Genomic DNA, 14,762 nt, shown 5'->3' with positions numbered 1-14,762 from the left:
TCAGCCCGCCAGGACCTGGGCGAGGTCGAAGCCGACCGGAGTCTCGAGCTGGGCATACGTGCAGCTCGTGGGGTCCCGGTCCGGGCGCCACCGCACCAGCTGGGTGGTGTGCCGGAAGCGGGGACCCTCCATGTGGTCGTAGCGCACCTCGACGACCCGCTCCGGCCGCAGCGGGGTGAACGAGAGGTCCTTCCCGGCGTTCCACCGCGACCCTTCCGCCTCGCGGGGGGTGCGGGAGCCGGACGCCTGCGCAGCCTCCGTCCACGGGTGCGCGTCGAGATCCGCCCCGGTGGCGACCAGGGGCTGGAGGTCGTCGAACAGCTCGCGTCGGCGGGCCATCGGGAAGCTCGACGTGACCCCGACCGACGCCAGGTGCCCCGCGTCGTCGTACAGCCCCAGCAGCAGCGAGCCGACGGCGTGGTCGTCCGTCTTGTGCGTCCGGTACCCCGCCACGACGCAGTCCGCGGTGCGCTCGTGCTTGATCTTGGACATCACCCGCTTGTCGGGCTGGTAGGTGAGGTCCGCGCGCTTGGCGACGACGCCGTCCAGGCCGGCACCCTCGAACGCCTCGAACCAGCGCTGCGCCTCGGTCAGGTCGGTGGTCATCGGGGTGCGGTAGACGCCGGGCCCCGTGCCGGGGACCGCGGCCTCCAGGCGTGCGCGGCGCTCGGCGTACGGCAGGACCGTGCAGTCCTCGTCGTCGAGCGCGAGCAGGTCGAACGCCACCAGGACGGCCGGGGTCCGCTGGGCGAGCAGCCGGACGCGCGACTCGGCCGGGTGGATGCGCTGCAGCAGCGCCTCGAAGTCCAGCGCCGCGGCGTCCGGCGTGGCGATGACGATCTCGCCGTCCACGACGCAGCGATCCGGCAGCTCACGGAGCACGGCGGCCACGACCTCGGGGAAGTACCGCGTGATGGGCTTGGTGTTCCGGCTGCCGATCTCGACCTCCCCGCCGTCTCGGTAGACGATCGCCCGGAACCCGTCCCACTTGGGCTCGTAGTGCTGGCCAGGGGGGATGTCGGGGACCGCCTTGGCCAGCATCGGGCGTACGGGCGGCATCACCGGCAGCTCCATCGTCACAGTGTGCTGGCCGCCGTGGGCGCGCGCGAGTGCCGCACCCGCGGCGCCCGTCAGGCCGGGGTTCTCGAGGCGCTGGCGGGACGCCTCCATGCCCTGGGTCATGCCCGAGTCTCCGACCAGGACGCGAGTCGGGGAGGGTGGTACCGAGACGCCGGGACTGGCGGCGACCGCGCCCGGGTAGCCTGACCTCCGTCAGCGCCACTGCGACGTTGGGGACGACCGCAACCGATGAGCACCCCTGAGCAGGCTCCCGACCAGGCTCCGGCTCCCGACCAGGCCTACGACACCGTCGAGCACGCCGCGGCCACGTCCGACCAGGCGATGCCCTGGGCGGAGCTGGGCCTCAAGGCGGACGAGTACGAGCGCATCGTCGGGCTGCTCGGTCGTCGCCCGACCACCGCGGAGCTCGCGATGTACTCCGTGATGTGGTCCGAGCACTGCTCGTACAAGTCCTCCAAGCTGCACCTGCGCCAGTTCGGCACCAAGACCACCGAAGCCATGCGCGAGCACCTGCTGGCCGGCATGGGCGAGAACGCCGGCGTCGTCGACATCGGTGACGGCTGGGCTGTGACGTTCAAGGTCGAGTCCCACAACCACCCGAGCTTCGTCGAGCCCTACCAGGGTGCGGCCACCGGGGTCGGCGGGATCGTGCGCGACATCATGGCGATGGGCGCGCGCCCGGTCGCGGTGATGGACCAGCTGCGGTTCGGGGCCGTCGACCACCCGGACACGGCGCGCGTCGTGCACGGGGTGGTCTCCGGGGTCGGCGGCTACGGCAACAGCCTGGGCCTGCCGAACATCGGCGGCGAGGTGGTGTTCGACCCGGCCTACCAGGGCAACCCGCTGGTCAACGCGCTGTGCCTGGGCGTGCTGCGGCACGACGAGCTGCAGACTGCCGCCGCACGCGGTGCCGGCAACAAGGTGATCCTGTTCGGCGCCCGCACCGGCGGCGACGGCATCGGCGGCGCGTCGATCCTGGCGAGCGAGACGTTCGACGACTCCAAGCCGTCCAAGCGGCCGAGCGTCCAGGTGGGCGACCCGTTCATGGAGAAGGTGCTCATCGAGTGCTGCCTCGAGCTGTACGCCGCGGGGGTGGTCGAGGGCATCCAGGACCTCGGCGCGGCGGGCATCTCCTGCGCGACGAGCGAGATGGCGTCCGCGGGTGACGGCGGCATGCACGTCGACCTCGAGAACGTGCTGCTGCGCGACCCGACCTTGACGGCCGGCGAGATCCTCATGTCGGAGTCCCAGGAGCGGATGATGGCGATCGTCCGCCCCGACCGGCTCGAGGAGTTCACCGCGATCACCGCGAAGTGGGACGTGGAGACCGCCGTGATCGGCGAGGTGACCGACACCGGACGCCTCACCATCGACCACCACGGCCGCCGGATCGTGGACGTCGAGCCGCGCACCGTCGCGGTCGACTCCCCGGTGTACGACCGTCCGTACGCACGCCCTGCGTGGCAGGACGATCTCCAGGCGGACACGATCTCCGGGGACGCCGGCCGCGATCGTCGCTCGCGACCAGCCTCCGGGGCGGACCTGCGCGCGACGCTGCTCACCCTCCTCGCCTCGCCCAACCTCTCCTCGAAGGCGTGGGTGACCGACCAGTACGACCGGTTCGTGCAGGGCAACACCGCGCTCGCCCAGCCCGACGACGCCGGCGTGGTCCGGGTCGACGAGGCCACGGGGCTCGGGGTCGCGCTCTCGACGGACGCCAACGGCCGGTACGCCAAGCTCGACCCGTACGCGGGCGCCCAGCTCGCGCTCGCCGAGGCGTACCGCAACGTCGCCACGGTGGGTGCCCGGCCGATGGCCGTGACCGACTGCCTCAACCTCGGCACCCCGGAGCACCCGGACTCCATGTGGCAGCTGGTGCAGGTCGTCACCGGGCTCGCCGATGCGTGCCGTGACCTCGCCGTGCCGGTGACGGGCGGCAACGTCTCGCTCTACAACACCAGCGGCGAGCCCGGCGGCGTCGACGCCTCGATCCACCCGACGCCGGTCGTCGGGGTCCTGGGCGTCGTCGACGACGTGCGGCGCGTGACCCCGTCCGGCTGGCGCACCCCCGGCCAGGTGATCTACCTGCTGGGGACCACCCGCGGGGAGCTGGACGGCTCGGCCTGGGCCGACGTGGTGCACTCCCACCTGGGCGGCACCCCGCCGACGGTCGACCTCGCCGCCGAGCGCGCGCTCGCCGGTGTGCTGGTCAACGCGGCCCGGGACACGCTGGTCGACGCCGCGCACGACCTGTCCGAGGGCGGTCTGGCCATAGCCCTGGCCGAGGCGTGCACCCGGTTCGGCACCGGCGCGCGGATCCGGCTGGCCGAGCTGTGCACCCGGGATCGGATCACCCCGTTCGAGGCACTGTTCAGCGAGTCGACCGCCCGCGCCGTGGTCGCGGTTCCCCGCACCGAGGAGGTGCGTTTCCAGGACCTGTGCACGGCGCGCGGGGTGCCGGCGCTCGCGATCGGCGTCACCGACGAGGTGGACCCCGACGCCCCCGACGGCGCGGACGGCCCGGCCCTGGTGGTCGACGGTCTGTTCCGCGTGCCGCTGGCCGACCTCGTCGAGGCGTCCCGCAGGACGTTGCCCGCGCACTTCGCCTGAGGGGCCGCGCTCGCGGGTGGGCGCGGGTGCCGGCACGCGGCAGAATCGGGGCGTGCCAGCGCGACGCCGTACCGACCCCGCCGAGGGGCGTGCTGCGCTGCGCGCCTGGGTCGAGGACCCGGACGCCTGCGCGCGCGGCACCGTGCGCACCGCGGTCCGGTTCACGCTCGAGGAGCTCGCCGACGTGGCGCCCGGGCACGCCGTGGAGGTCCGGGTACCGCCGGACGGTGCGGTGCAGGCGGTGCCGGGCCCGCGGCACACGCGCGGCACGCCTCCGAACGTCGTGGAGACTGACCCTGCCACGTGGCTGGGCCTCGTGACGGGCGGCGTCGCGTGGACCGACGCGGTGGCCGACGGCCGGGTGTCGGCGTCCGGTGAGCGCGCCGACCTGCGTGACTACCTGCCCCTCCAGGCTGCTCGGCGCCGCTGAGGCATCGGCGGCGGGTGGCTGCCGGCCGCACGGCGCTCGCCGTTTTCGAGACGGTCCAGCACCCATGTCGGGACGTTCGTGCAGAAACCTGGTCAAGGCGTCCGCCGGTGTCTAGGTTGCGATCGGGCGGGGTCCGCCGCCCACCACCAACCACTGAGCGGCGCCCGCCCAGCGGTGGCGCCGCGTCCACGGAGGTCCGTGCTGATGCTCACCACTCGGCGCCGTCCATGGCGCCTCCCAGTTGCGGCCGCGGGAGCCCTGGCGCTCACCGCGGGCGTCGCCCCTGCCGCATCAGCGGCCGACGGCGATGTCACGATCGACCTGTACGGGATCAACGACTTCCACGGCCGCATCGAGGCCGGGAGCTACGGGGTGGCCGGCGCCGCGGTCCTTGCCGGGGCGATCGGCCAGTTCCGGGCCGCCAACCCGAACACCCTGTTCGTCTCCGCCGGGGACAACGTGGGGGCGTCCACCTTCACGTCGTTCATCCAGGACGACAACCCGACCATCGACGCCCTGAACGCCGCAGGGCTGGACGTGTCCGCACTGGGCAACCACGAGTTCGACAAGGGCCGCACCGACGTCGACGACCACCTCGCACCCCGGGCGGACTTCCCGTACCTGGCGGCGAACCTCGTCGAAGCCGCGACCGGCGAGCCCGCCTTCGACCAGTACTGGGTGACCGACGTCGACGGCGTCCGCGTCGGGTTCGTCGGTGCCGTGACCGAGTACCTGCCCGAGCTGGTCAGCCCGGCCGGGATCTCCACCCTCCGGGTCGCGCCGATCGTGGACTCGGTCAACGCGGTGGCCGACCAGCTCTCCGACGGTGACACCGCCAACGGTGAGGCCGACGTCGTCGTGCTGCTCGTGCACGAGGGCCCCGACTCGCCCGACCTGGCCGACTCCACCGACGACTCGGTGTTCGGGACGTTGGTGGCGGGCCTGGACACCAACGTCGACGCGGTGTTCTCCGGGCACACCCACCAGGCGTTCGCCCACCAGATCCCGGTGGACGGTTGGCCGGCCGGCCTGACGCGGCCGGTGGTGCAGTCCGGCTCCTACGGCGTGAACGTCGACCACGTGCAGCTCGTGGTGGACCCGGTGACCAAGACGGTGACGTCCAACTCCTCCGAGGTGCTGCCGCTCGCAGGCAACTACCCGGCCGACCCGACCGTCCAGGCGATCGTCGACGACGCCGTGGCTGCGGCCGAAGGTCCCGGCAGCGTCTCGCTGGGCGACATCACGGCCGACCTCAAGCGCGCGGTGCAGTCCGGCGGCACGGAGAACCGGGGTGGCGAGTCGACCCTGGGCAACCTGGTCGCCGACGTGCAGCTGTGGGCGGGCCAGTCCGCCGGCGGACAGATCGCGTTCATGAACCCCGGCGGCCTGCGCCAGGACCTGCTGTACGCGTCCTCGGGTGAGGGCGATCCCGACGGCAACGTCACCTATCGGGAGGCGGCCGACGTCCAGCCGTTCGCCAACACGCTGGTGGCCGAGAACCTGACGGGCGCCCAGGTGCTCCAGGTGCTCGAGGAGCAGTGGCAGCCGGACGGCGCGAGCCGACCGTTCCTCAAGCTCGGGGTCGCCGGGCTGACCTACACGTACGACCCGACCGCCGCGGCCGGCTCGCACATCACCCAGGCATGGGTGGGGGACCAGCCGCTGGACACGTCGGCGACCTACCGGGTGATCGCCAACTCGTTCCTGGCCGCCGGGGGCGACAACTTCGCCACCCTGGCCGACGGGTCCGAGGTCACCGACACCGGTCAGATCGACCTGCAGGCGATGGTGGCCTACCTCGGTGAGAAGAGCCCGGTCAGCCCGGACCTCGCCCAGCGCTCGGTCGGCGTCGTGCTGCCCGAGCCGCCGACGGACGGGTACCTGCCGGGGTCGACCCTCAGCGTGGACCTGTCCTCCCTGCTCTTCTCGAACGCCGAGGGGCAGGGTGACACGGTCGTGCTGACCGTGGACGGGCAGCAGGTGGGAACCGCGACCATCGACCCGTCGATCGTCGACACGACCGACGAGAGCGGCCGCGCCACCGTCGAGCTCACCGTCCCGGCCGACGCCGAGCCCGGTCCGCTCGCGGTCGCGGTGAGCGTGCCGTCGACGGGCACGACGTCGTCGTTCACGATCCCGGTCGCCGCGTTCCCCTGCACCGTGCAGTACCAGACGGTGCAGTCGGGCTGGACCTTCCTCAGCTCGGTCCGGGTGACCAACGACACCGACGCGACGGTCCAGGGCTGGAAGCTCACCTGGGACTGGACGAACCACGAGCGCGTGCGCTTCGGCATCGGTGCGACCGTGCGGCAGCGCGGCTCGCACGTGACGGCGCTCGCACCGTGGTGGAACCCCGACCTGTCCCCGGGCGAGTCGGCGACCTTCCTGATGCTGGGCAAGGCCCGGCACGGGCTCGTCGAGCCGGCGACGGTCGAGCTGAACGGCCAGCAGTGCGCCATCGAGCACTGAGCTGACCGGCAGGCGGTGGTCCCCCACGCCCGTCGGGCGCGGGGGGCCACCTGCTGCGTAGGGTGTCGGCCGTGAGCACGCAGCATCCGTCCGACGACGCCGCGCAGCAGGACGAGCCGGGGACCGCGGCCGGCGGACCGCAGAGCGCCGAGGGTGCGCCCGGTGACGTCCCGGACCTCGCCGAGCTCGAGCGGATCGCGACCCCGGTGACCGTGCGGCGGGTGCCGCGGTACCGCGCGTTCATCGTCACCGGTGTCGTGGTGGGGCTGGTCGCCACCCTCGTCCTGGCGATCCTCACGGCGGACCGACCGACGCCGGGTGCCGGCTGGGCGATCGCGGCGGTGGGACTCGGGCTCGCGTCGATCGGGGCTCTGCTGGGTGGCCTGGTGGCGGTCGCCGTGGAGGCGGTCCTGCGCCGGCGCTGAGCGTCAGCACCGACCGGCGTGCGTCGCCGGTCAGCCGGTCAGGCGACGCCGACCATCTGCGTGGCGAGCTCCGCGGCCAGGCGTCGGCCGTCCGCGATGCAGTCCGGGACGCCGACACCGTTGAGCGCCGAGCCCGCGACGCGGACCGGGGTGTGCGCGAGGGCGTCGGAGACGGACCGGGCCCTGGACCGGTGCCCCACCGTGTACGTGGGCATCGCATCGGTCCACCGCACGAGGTGGCGCAGCCGGGGGCTCCGCGTGGCACCGAGCACTCGACCCACGTGCGCCGCGACGGTGTCCAGCAGGTCGTCGTCACCGAGCGAGGCGGCCGCCCCCACCCGGTCGGGGACGAACGCACGGACCAGGACGGAGCCGTCGGGCGCGCGGCCCGGCCACTTGCGCGATGCCAGCGTGACACCGGTCACCGGCGTCCGCTCGGGACCGGCCTCGAGGTACCCGTGCCCGGTCGGCGGGGTGTCGAACGCGTCTTCGTCGTAGGCCAGGTGAACGGATCGGGTGGACCCGTACCGCACCTGGCGCAGCGTACGAGCGGCGTCGGGGGCGATCTCGGCGAGCAGGTCCGCGCTGGACGGGGCGCCGCCGGCGAGGACGACCCCTGCGACCTCCAGCTCGGTGCCGTCCGAGAGGGCCGCGCGGGCGCCCTCCGCGGACGGGGCCAGCGACAGCACGCTCACCCCGACGCGCGGCTGCACCCCGAGCGCGTCGAGCGCGGCCACGAGGGCGTCGACGAGCTGACCCATGCCACCTCGCATGCTGCGGAACGGAGAGCCCTCGGGGTCGCCCGGACGTGACGCGGTGCGGCCCTGAGCGAGCGAGGCGAGCACGAGAGAGCGGTGCTTGCGCTCGTAGTCGCGCAGCATCGGCAGCACCGCGTCGATGCTCAGGTCGTCGACGCTCGCGCCGTAGATGCCTCCCACCAGGGGGTCGGCGAACCGGGCGACCACACCGGGGCCCACCCGGCGCCGCAGCAGCGCGCCGATCGCCATGTCCTGCGGCCCCAGGACGCGGGGCATGACCAGGTCCGCGACGGCGCGCAGCTTCTGCGGCCAGCTCAGGATGCGCGTCCGGGCGAACGGGCCGATCCGGGTGGGCAGGACCATGCCCATACCCGCGGGCATCGGTTCCATCCGTCCGTGCACCCGCAGGTGCACGGACCGTGGCGGGACCACGGGGACCACGTCGTCGCCGATCCCGAGCGCGTCGGCCAGCCGTACGGCCCCGGGCCGGTAGGCGACGAACGAGTCGGGGCCGTGCTCGATGAGGAAACCGTCGATGCGCTCGGTGCGGATCCGGCCGCCGAGGCGGTCTCGTTCGACGAGTACGACGTCGTGCCCGGAACCGGCGAGCTCGAAGGCCGCCGCCAGGCCCGTGATGCCAGCGCCGACGACGAGGAAGGGCCGGGTCATGCCACCGGCCTCACTCGGCGCCGGCCACGAGCCGTGAGCGCTCGCGGTGCGGGACGCGAGGCACGTACGGGCACAGCGGGTCGGACTCCAGCGGGTCCCCGGTCCACGCGAGCGCTCGGGCGCGGGAGCCTCCGCACCACCGCGCATACTCGCAACGTCCGCACCGGCCCTTGTACTGCGACACGTCGCGGAGGGCGACGAGCCCGGGGTGGTGGCGGTAGATCTCCACGAGGCTGGTCTCGCGGACGTTGCCGAGGCCCGAGGGCATGAACCCGGACGGGTGCACGGTGCCGTCGTGGGCCACGAACACGATGCCGTTGCCGTCCCGGATGCCGAAGCCCCGGCCGAACGGGCTCGCCTCGATCTGCGCGTCGGTCATGCCGCCGCGGCGCATCTGCTGGGCCACGACCCGGCGGTGCGACATGGCCTCGACGGTCTTGACCTGGAAGTCCGCCTGACCGCGCAGGCCGTCGAGCCAGTGCATGAGACGTTCGGCGGCGCCGGGCTCCAGCTCGGTCAGCTGCGCGCCACGGCCCACGGAGATGAGGAAGAACAGGCTCCAGCGCATCAGGGTGTGGCCCGTGAGCAGCTCGAACACCGCCGGCAGGTCGTCCACGGTCTGCTCGGCCACGAGGGTGTTGACCTGGACCGGGATGCCGAGCGCGGCGGCGTCGTCGAGTGCGCGGACGGTGGCGTCGAACGTGCCGGCGACGCCGCGGACCCCGTCGTGGTGGGCGGCGTCCGAGCCGTCGAGGCTCAGTGAGATGGCCTGCACACCGGCCTCCCGGACTCCGGCGAGGCGCTCGCGCGTGAGCAGCGGAGTCACGGCCGGCGCGAGGGAGACGCCGATCCCGCGGGCTCCCGCCTCGGCGATGAGCAGGTCCAGGTCGGGCCGGCGCAGCGGGTCCCCGCCGGTCAGGACCACGTGCGGCATCGGATCCCCGAAGGCGGTGATCTGGTCGAGCAGCCGCAGTCCCTCGTCGGTGCTGAGCTGGCCCGGTGCCGGCTCGGGCATCGCGGTGGCGCGGCAGTGCCGGCACGCGAGGCCACAGGCCGTCGTGACCTCCCAGTAGACGATCATCGGGGCCCGTGAGTACACGAAGCCCTCCGGTCGTACCGCACCGATGCCGTGGCCGTGGCCGTGGCTGTGCGGGCCGCCTCGAGCATCTGCGCTCATCCGGGTCTCCTCCTCGACGGTGGGGCTGGCGCCACGGTAGTTCACGTACCTGGGAGCCAACTCAGGGCAGGAGTCCCGCCCCAGCACCCGACGAGCCCGGTGCGAGGGTGCGGAGGACTCTGGTCAGGCCGGTGGTGGGCGCCTAGCGTGCGCAGAGCGGGGGTCGTCCGGTCCCCGCACCACACGTCGGGGTGTGGTCCGCACCCCGACGGTCCCGGGTGCCCGTAGCACCCGGGCGGAGAAGGGGGAACGGGTGAAGACACACGTGCAGGGACGTCCGGGACGTCTCTTCGCCGCAGCTGCCGGCGCGTTGGCGCTGACCGCAGCCGTCGTCGTGCCGGCGCAGGGCGCCGAGAGCACGACCACCATCGCGCAGGTGCAGGGCACCGGCGACACCAGCCCCATGCTGGACCAGACCGTGGTGGTGGACGGTGTGGTCACGGCCGACCATCGCACCGGCGGCTACCGCGGGCTCTACGTCCAGACCGCCGGCTCGGGTGGCGCCTCGGACGCCACGCCGGGCGCCAGCGACGGCGTCTTCGTCTACCTGGGTGGGCGCACCACGGACGCTGCGATCGGCGACGCCGTCCAGGTGACCGGCGTCGTCACCGAGTACTACGGCCTGACCGAGATCAACGCCTCACGCACGGGCGGCTCCGTGGCGGTGACCGGTCCCGGTGTCCTCCCGCAGCCCGTGTCGCTGCCGGACTCCGTGCTCGGCAGCGACCGTGAGCAGTACGAGGGCATGCTCGTCGACCCGACCGACGACTACCTGGTCGCCTCGCTGCACGAGGTCGACCGGTACGGGACGGTGTGGCTCTCCGCGGGGCTGGCCCCGCTCGTCACGAGCACAGAGGCCACTCGGCCCGGACCTGACGCGGTCGCGATCGCGGCGGACAACGCCGCACGGCGCCTGCTCCTGGACGACGCGAAGAGCCAGCAGGTCACCGCTCAGACCCAGCCCTACCTCACCGCCGACCACGTCGTACGCGTGGGGGACCAGCTCGACTCCGGGGACCTGACCTACGTGCTGTCCTACGGCTACGACGAGTGGCGGCTTCAGCCGCTCACCCCGATCGACGCGAGCACCCCGGCAAGCCAGAAGGCGAGCTTCAGCACCCTCGACCCACGCCCGGAGGCGCCTACCCAGGTGGGTGGTGACCTGCAGCTGGCCACGTTCAACGTGTTCAACTACTTCACGACGTTCCGCGCCGACGACGACCTGGCCCGTGGCGCCGACGACCAGGCACAGTTCGACATCCAGAAGGCGAAGATCGTCGCGGCGATCAGCGCACTGGGTGCCGACGTGGTCGCGCTCCAGGAGATCGAGAACGCGATCCACTTCGGGTCCGCCACGCCGGACGCGGCCATCGCGGACCTCGTGGACGGGCTGAACGCCGCCGCGGGTGCCGGCACCTGGGCGTACGTGCCCACGCCCGCCGCGCTGTACGGCGACGGGGCTCCCGCGACCGACGTGATCATGAACGCGATCATCTACCGGCCGGCCGCCGTCGTCCCCGTGGGCGACGCGACCACCGACGTGGACGAGACGGTCTGGGACATCGCGCGCGAGCCGATCGCGCAGCGGTTCTCCCCGGTGGACGGCAGCGGGGACTTCTGGGTGATCGCCAACCACTTCAAGTCCAAGGGTGGCGACGGCCCTGAGCCCGCCGACGGCCAGGGCTTGTTCAACGCGGAGCGCGTCGCGCAGGCGACCGCCGTCCGTGACCTCGCCCAGCGGCTCGTCAGCGACTCGGGCGTGGCGTCGTTGGCCGTGATGGGGGACCTGAACTCCTACGCGCACGAGGACCCGGTCCAGGTGTTCCTCGACGCGGGCTACACCGACGTCGTGCCCACCCTGGCGGCGGGCCAGTACACCTACACCTACGACGGGGAGCGAGGCTCGCTCGACCACGTGCTGGTGGACCCGGCCCTCGCGGTGCGTCTGACCGGCGCCGGCGTGTGGGACATCAACGCCTCCGAGTGGCCGGCCCGCGGCTACTACGGGGCCTACCCGGACGCGTCCACCGTGTACCGCGCCTCGGACCACGACCCGATCCTGGTCGGGATCACGGCGTTCTGCACCATCGAGTACCGCGCCTGGGATGCGCACCGGACGTTCGGGGCGTTCCTGCGGGTGCACGCGTCCGGCCCGTTGGGTTCCGGAAGCGTGCTCACGTGGACCGCGGGGGAGGGGACCCAGTACCTCACGGGGTTCGGGGTCCGGCTGCGTCAGCGCGGTGATCAGGTCACCGTGACCGGCACCGAGCGCACCACGGTCACGCCCGACGGGGCCGCGTTCGGGGTGCTCGGGCTCGCCGGTCCTGGCGGCCCCGCAGCCCCCAGCTCGTTCGCGCTGGACGGCCACGCCTGCACCCTGACCGACTGAGGGGCGACCGCCCGGCCGCCCTGGCCGGATGCGGGACCGGGGCGGCCGGGCACAGCCCGGTGTGCGACGATGTGCGCGTGGCGCGCCCAGACGGACGACTGACCCACGACCTGCTCCCCGGCGAGAAGGGACCCCAGGACGCCTGCGGCGTCTTCGGGGTCTGGGCCCCGGGCGAGGAGGTCGCCAAGCTCACCTACTTCGGCCTGTACGCCCTGCAGCACCGCGGGCAGGAGTCGGCCGGTATCGCGACCTCCACCGGCGACCAGCTCCTGGTCTACAAGGACATGGGCCTGGTCTCCCAGGTGTTCGACGAGACCGCGCTCAACGCCCTGCAGGGCCACCTCGCGATCGGGCACACCCGGTACTCGACCACCGGCGCCTCGGTGTGGGAGAACGCCCAGCCCACCCTCGGCCCCACGGCCGGCGGCACCGTCGCGCTGGGCCACAACGGCAACCTCACCAACACGGCCGAGCTCATCGACCTGGTCGCCGAGCGCTACGGCCCGCGCCGGCGCGGAGAGCTGGCCCGGGGGACCACCACCGACACGGCGTTGATCACCGCCCTGCTCGCCGGCGACCCGGACCGCACCCTGGAGGCGACCGCGCTCGAGGTCCTCCCCCGCCTGCGCGGCGCGTTCTCACTCGTGTTCATGGACGAGCGGACGCTGTACGCCGCCCGGGATCCGCACGGGGTCCGGCCCCTGGTGCTGGGCCGGCTCGAACGAGGCTGGGTGGTGGCCAGCGAGACGGCCGCCCTGGACATCGTGGGCGCCTCCGTGGTGCGCGAGGTCGAGCCCGGCGAGCTGCTGGTGATCGACGCGGAGGGCCTGCGCAGCTCGCGTTTCGCACCGGCCGAGCCCACCGGCTGCATCTTCGAGTACGTCTACCTCGCCCGGCCGGACACGACGATCGCGGGCCGGTCGGTGCACGCGGCCCGCGTCCAGATGGGCCGCACCCTGGCCCGCGAGCACCCCGCCGACGCGGACCTGGTCATCCCGGTCCCGGAGTCCGGTACGCCCGCGGCGATCGGCTACGCCGACGAGTCCGGCATCCCGTACGCCCAGGGGCTGGTGAAGAACGCCTACGTCGGGCGCACCTTCATCCAGCCGTCGCAGACCCTGCGCCAGCTCGGCATCCGGCTCAAGCTCAACCCGCTGCGCGAGGTCATCCGCGGCAAGCGCCTGGTGGTGGTCGACGACTCGATCGTGCGCGGCAACACCCAGCGCGCGTTGGTCCGGATGCTGCGCGAGGCCGGTGCGGCTGAGGTCCACGTGCGGATCTCCTCACCACCGGTGCGCTGGCCCTGCTTCTACGGCATCGACTTCGCCACCCGGGCCGAGCTCATCGCCACCGGGCTGAACGCGGACGAGGTCGGGCGGTCGATCGGCGCGGACTCGTTGGGCTACATCTCGCTCGAGGGCATGGTCGCCGCCTCCGACCAACCCGCCGGCCGGTTGTGCGCCGCCTGCTTCACGGGCGACTACCCGATCGCCCTGCCACCGGCGGAACGACTCGGGACGGCACTGGTGGACCAACCGCTGCTCGGTGACGACGGTCTGGCGACGCTCGTGGGCGGCGTCGGCGGCGGCAGCGCCCTGGAGCAACCGTGAGCGAGCCGATCACGTACGCCTCCGCGGGCGTGGACACCACCGCTGGGGACCGTGCCGTGGAGCTCATGAAGGACGCTGTGCGAGCCACGCACGGGCCACAGGTGATCGGCGGCGTCGGCGGGTTCGCCGGCCTGTTCGACGCCTCCGAGCTGCGCGAGTACCGCCGTCCCCTGCTGGCGACCTCCACCGACGGTGTGGGCACCAAGGTCGCCATCGCGCAGGCGCTGGACGTGCACGACACGATCGGCCACGACCTCGTGGGCATGGTCGTCGACGACATCGTGGTCGTCGGTGCCCGGCCGCTGGTCATGACGGACTACATCGCGTGCGGGCACGTCGAGCCGGACCGGATCGCGGCGATCGTGCGGGGTATCGCGCAGGCCTGCGCACTGACCGGCACGGCGCTGGTGGGCGGTGAGACAGCCGAGCACCCGGGCCTGCTGGGTGCGGACGAGTACGACGTCGCCGGAGCGGCCACGGGGGTGGTCGAGGCCGATGCCCTGCTCGGGCCGCACCGCGTGCGGGCCGGCGACGTCGTCGTCGCGATGGCGTCCTCCGGCCTGCACTCCAACGGGTACTCGCTGGTGCGTCGGGTCGTCGAGGTCTCCGGCTGGTCGCTGGACCGCCGGCTCGCGTGGGGCCCGACGCTCGGTGCCGAGCTCCTCACCCCGACCCGGCTGTACACCCGGGCGTGCCTGGACCTGGCCGCCGCGGTCGAGGTGCACGCCTTCAGCCACGTCACCGGCGGGGGCCTCGCGGCGAACCTGGCGCGCGTGCTGCCCGCGGGCGTGCTCGCGAGGGTCGACCGGGCGTCCTGGACCGTACCACCGGTCTTCGACCTGATCCGTGAGCTCGGGCAGGTGCCGTGGGCCGACCTGGAGCAGACCCTCAACCTGGGCGTGGGGATGGTGGCCGTGCTGCCGCCCGACTCGGTCGACCCGGCGCTACGGCTCCTGGCGGACGCGGGCACGTCGCCGTGGATCCTCGGCGAGGTCATGGCGACCGACGGGGACGACGAGGGCGCGGTGCAGGGCACCAAGGGTGTGCGCGGTGGAGCCGTCCGGTTGGCCGGCGACTACCGGGTGTGACGGGGCGTGACCACGACGGGGTGCGACGACGGCGGGTCTGACCACGGCCGGGTCTGA

The 14,762-nt window shown here is 73.2% G+C and carries 10 protein-coding genes; 7 read left to right on the top strand and 3 right to left on the bottom strand.

All coding sequences use genetic code 11. The features are described from left to right. Window positions 1-1,074, bottom strand: a complete 1,074-nt coding sequence (locus Q6348_RS01620; RefSeq protein ID WP_304601882.1) for an ATP-dependent DNA ligase — start codon at window positions 1,072-1,074, stop codon at window positions 1-3. A gap of 234 nt (window positions 1,075-1,308) precedes the next feature. On the opposite strand from Q6348_RS01620, the gene purL reads away from it, so the two are divergent. From purL to Q6348_RS01600, 4 genes are all read left to right on the top strand, one after another. After that, a complete protein-coding gene (purL, locus tag Q6348_RS01615) occupies window positions 1,309-3,690 on the top strand; it encodes a phosphoribosylformylglycinamidine synthase subunit PurL (RefSeq protein ID WP_304599589.1) in 2,382 nt (793 codons plus the stop codon). Between the two features lie 52 nt (window positions 3,691-3,742). After that, a complete protein-coding gene (locus Q6348_RS01610) occupies window positions 3,743-4,120 on the top strand; it encodes a sterol carrier family protein (RefSeq protein ID WP_304599588.1) in 378 nt (125 codons plus the stop codon). A gap of 204 nt (window positions 4,121-4,324) precedes the next feature. Continuing rightward, complete coding sequence (locus Q6348_RS01605) at window positions 4,325-6,589, top strand: 5'-nucleotidase C-terminal domain-containing protein (RefSeq protein ID WP_304599587.1); 2,265 nt, start codon at window positions 4,325-4,327, stop codon at window positions 6,587-6,589. A gap of 71 nt (window positions 6,590-6,660) precedes the next feature. Further along, window positions 6,661-7,014, top strand: coding sequence for an MFS transporter (locus tag Q6348_RS01600; protein WP_304599586.1), 354 nt, complete (start codon window positions 6,661-6,663; stop codon window positions 7,012-7,014). A 38-nt stretch (window positions 7,015-7,052) separates the two neighbouring features. Here Q6348_RS01600 and hemG read toward each other — a convergent pair whose 3' ends face one another. Both hemG and Q6348_RS01590 read right to left on the bottom strand, forming a co-directional pair. Then, on the bottom strand, window positions 7,053-8,441 hold the full coding sequence (gene hemG, locus Q6348_RS01595) for a protoporphyrinogen oxidase (protein ID WP_304599585.1): 1,389 nt from the start codon (window positions 8,439-8,441) through the stop codon (window positions 7,053-7,055). Window positions 8,442-8,451: 10 nt separating this feature from the next. Further along, a complete protein-coding gene (locus Q6348_RS01590) occupies window positions 8,452-9,618 on the bottom strand; it encodes a TIGR04053 family radical SAM/SPASM domain-containing protein (protein ID WP_304599584.1) in 1,167 nt (388 codons plus the stop codon). A 253-nt stretch (window positions 9,619-9,871) separates the two neighbouring features. Between Q6348_RS01590 and Q6348_RS01585 the strand changes: the two genes are divergently transcribed. The 3 genes from Q6348_RS01585 (at window position 9,872) to purM (ending at window position 14,705) form a co-directional block, all read left to right on the top strand. After that, window positions 9,872-12,007, top strand: coding sequence for an ExeM/NucH family extracellular endonuclease (locus Q6348_RS01585; RefSeq protein WP_304599583.1), 2,136 nt, complete (start codon window positions 9,872-9,874; stop codon window positions 12,005-12,007). A gap of 77 nt (window positions 12,008-12,084) precedes the next feature. Next, window positions 12,085-13,617 (top strand): amidophosphoribosyltransferase, encoded by a 1,533-nt coding sequence (purF, locus tag Q6348_RS01580; protein ID WP_304599582.1) that lies wholly within the window; start codon window positions 12,085-12,087, stop codon window positions 13,615-13,617. After that, a complete protein-coding gene (gene purM / locus Q6348_RS01575) occupies window positions 13,614-14,705 on the top strand; it encodes a phosphoribosylformylglycinamidine cyclo-ligase (RefSeq protein ID WP_304599581.1) in 1,092 nt (363 codons plus the stop codon). Before purF ends, purM begins: the two co-directional genes overlap by 4 nt. Window positions 14,706-14,762 lie beyond the last annotated feature (57 nt).

Origin of the sequence: Actinotalea lenta, assembly GCF_030586465.1 — a bacterium.
GTDB lineage: Bacteria > Actinomycetota > Actinomycetes > Actinomycetales > Cellulomonadaceae > Actinotalea > Actinotalea lenta.
Note: the sequence above shows the minus strand (reverse complement) of the source record. Positions and strands in the feature narration are given on the sequence as shown.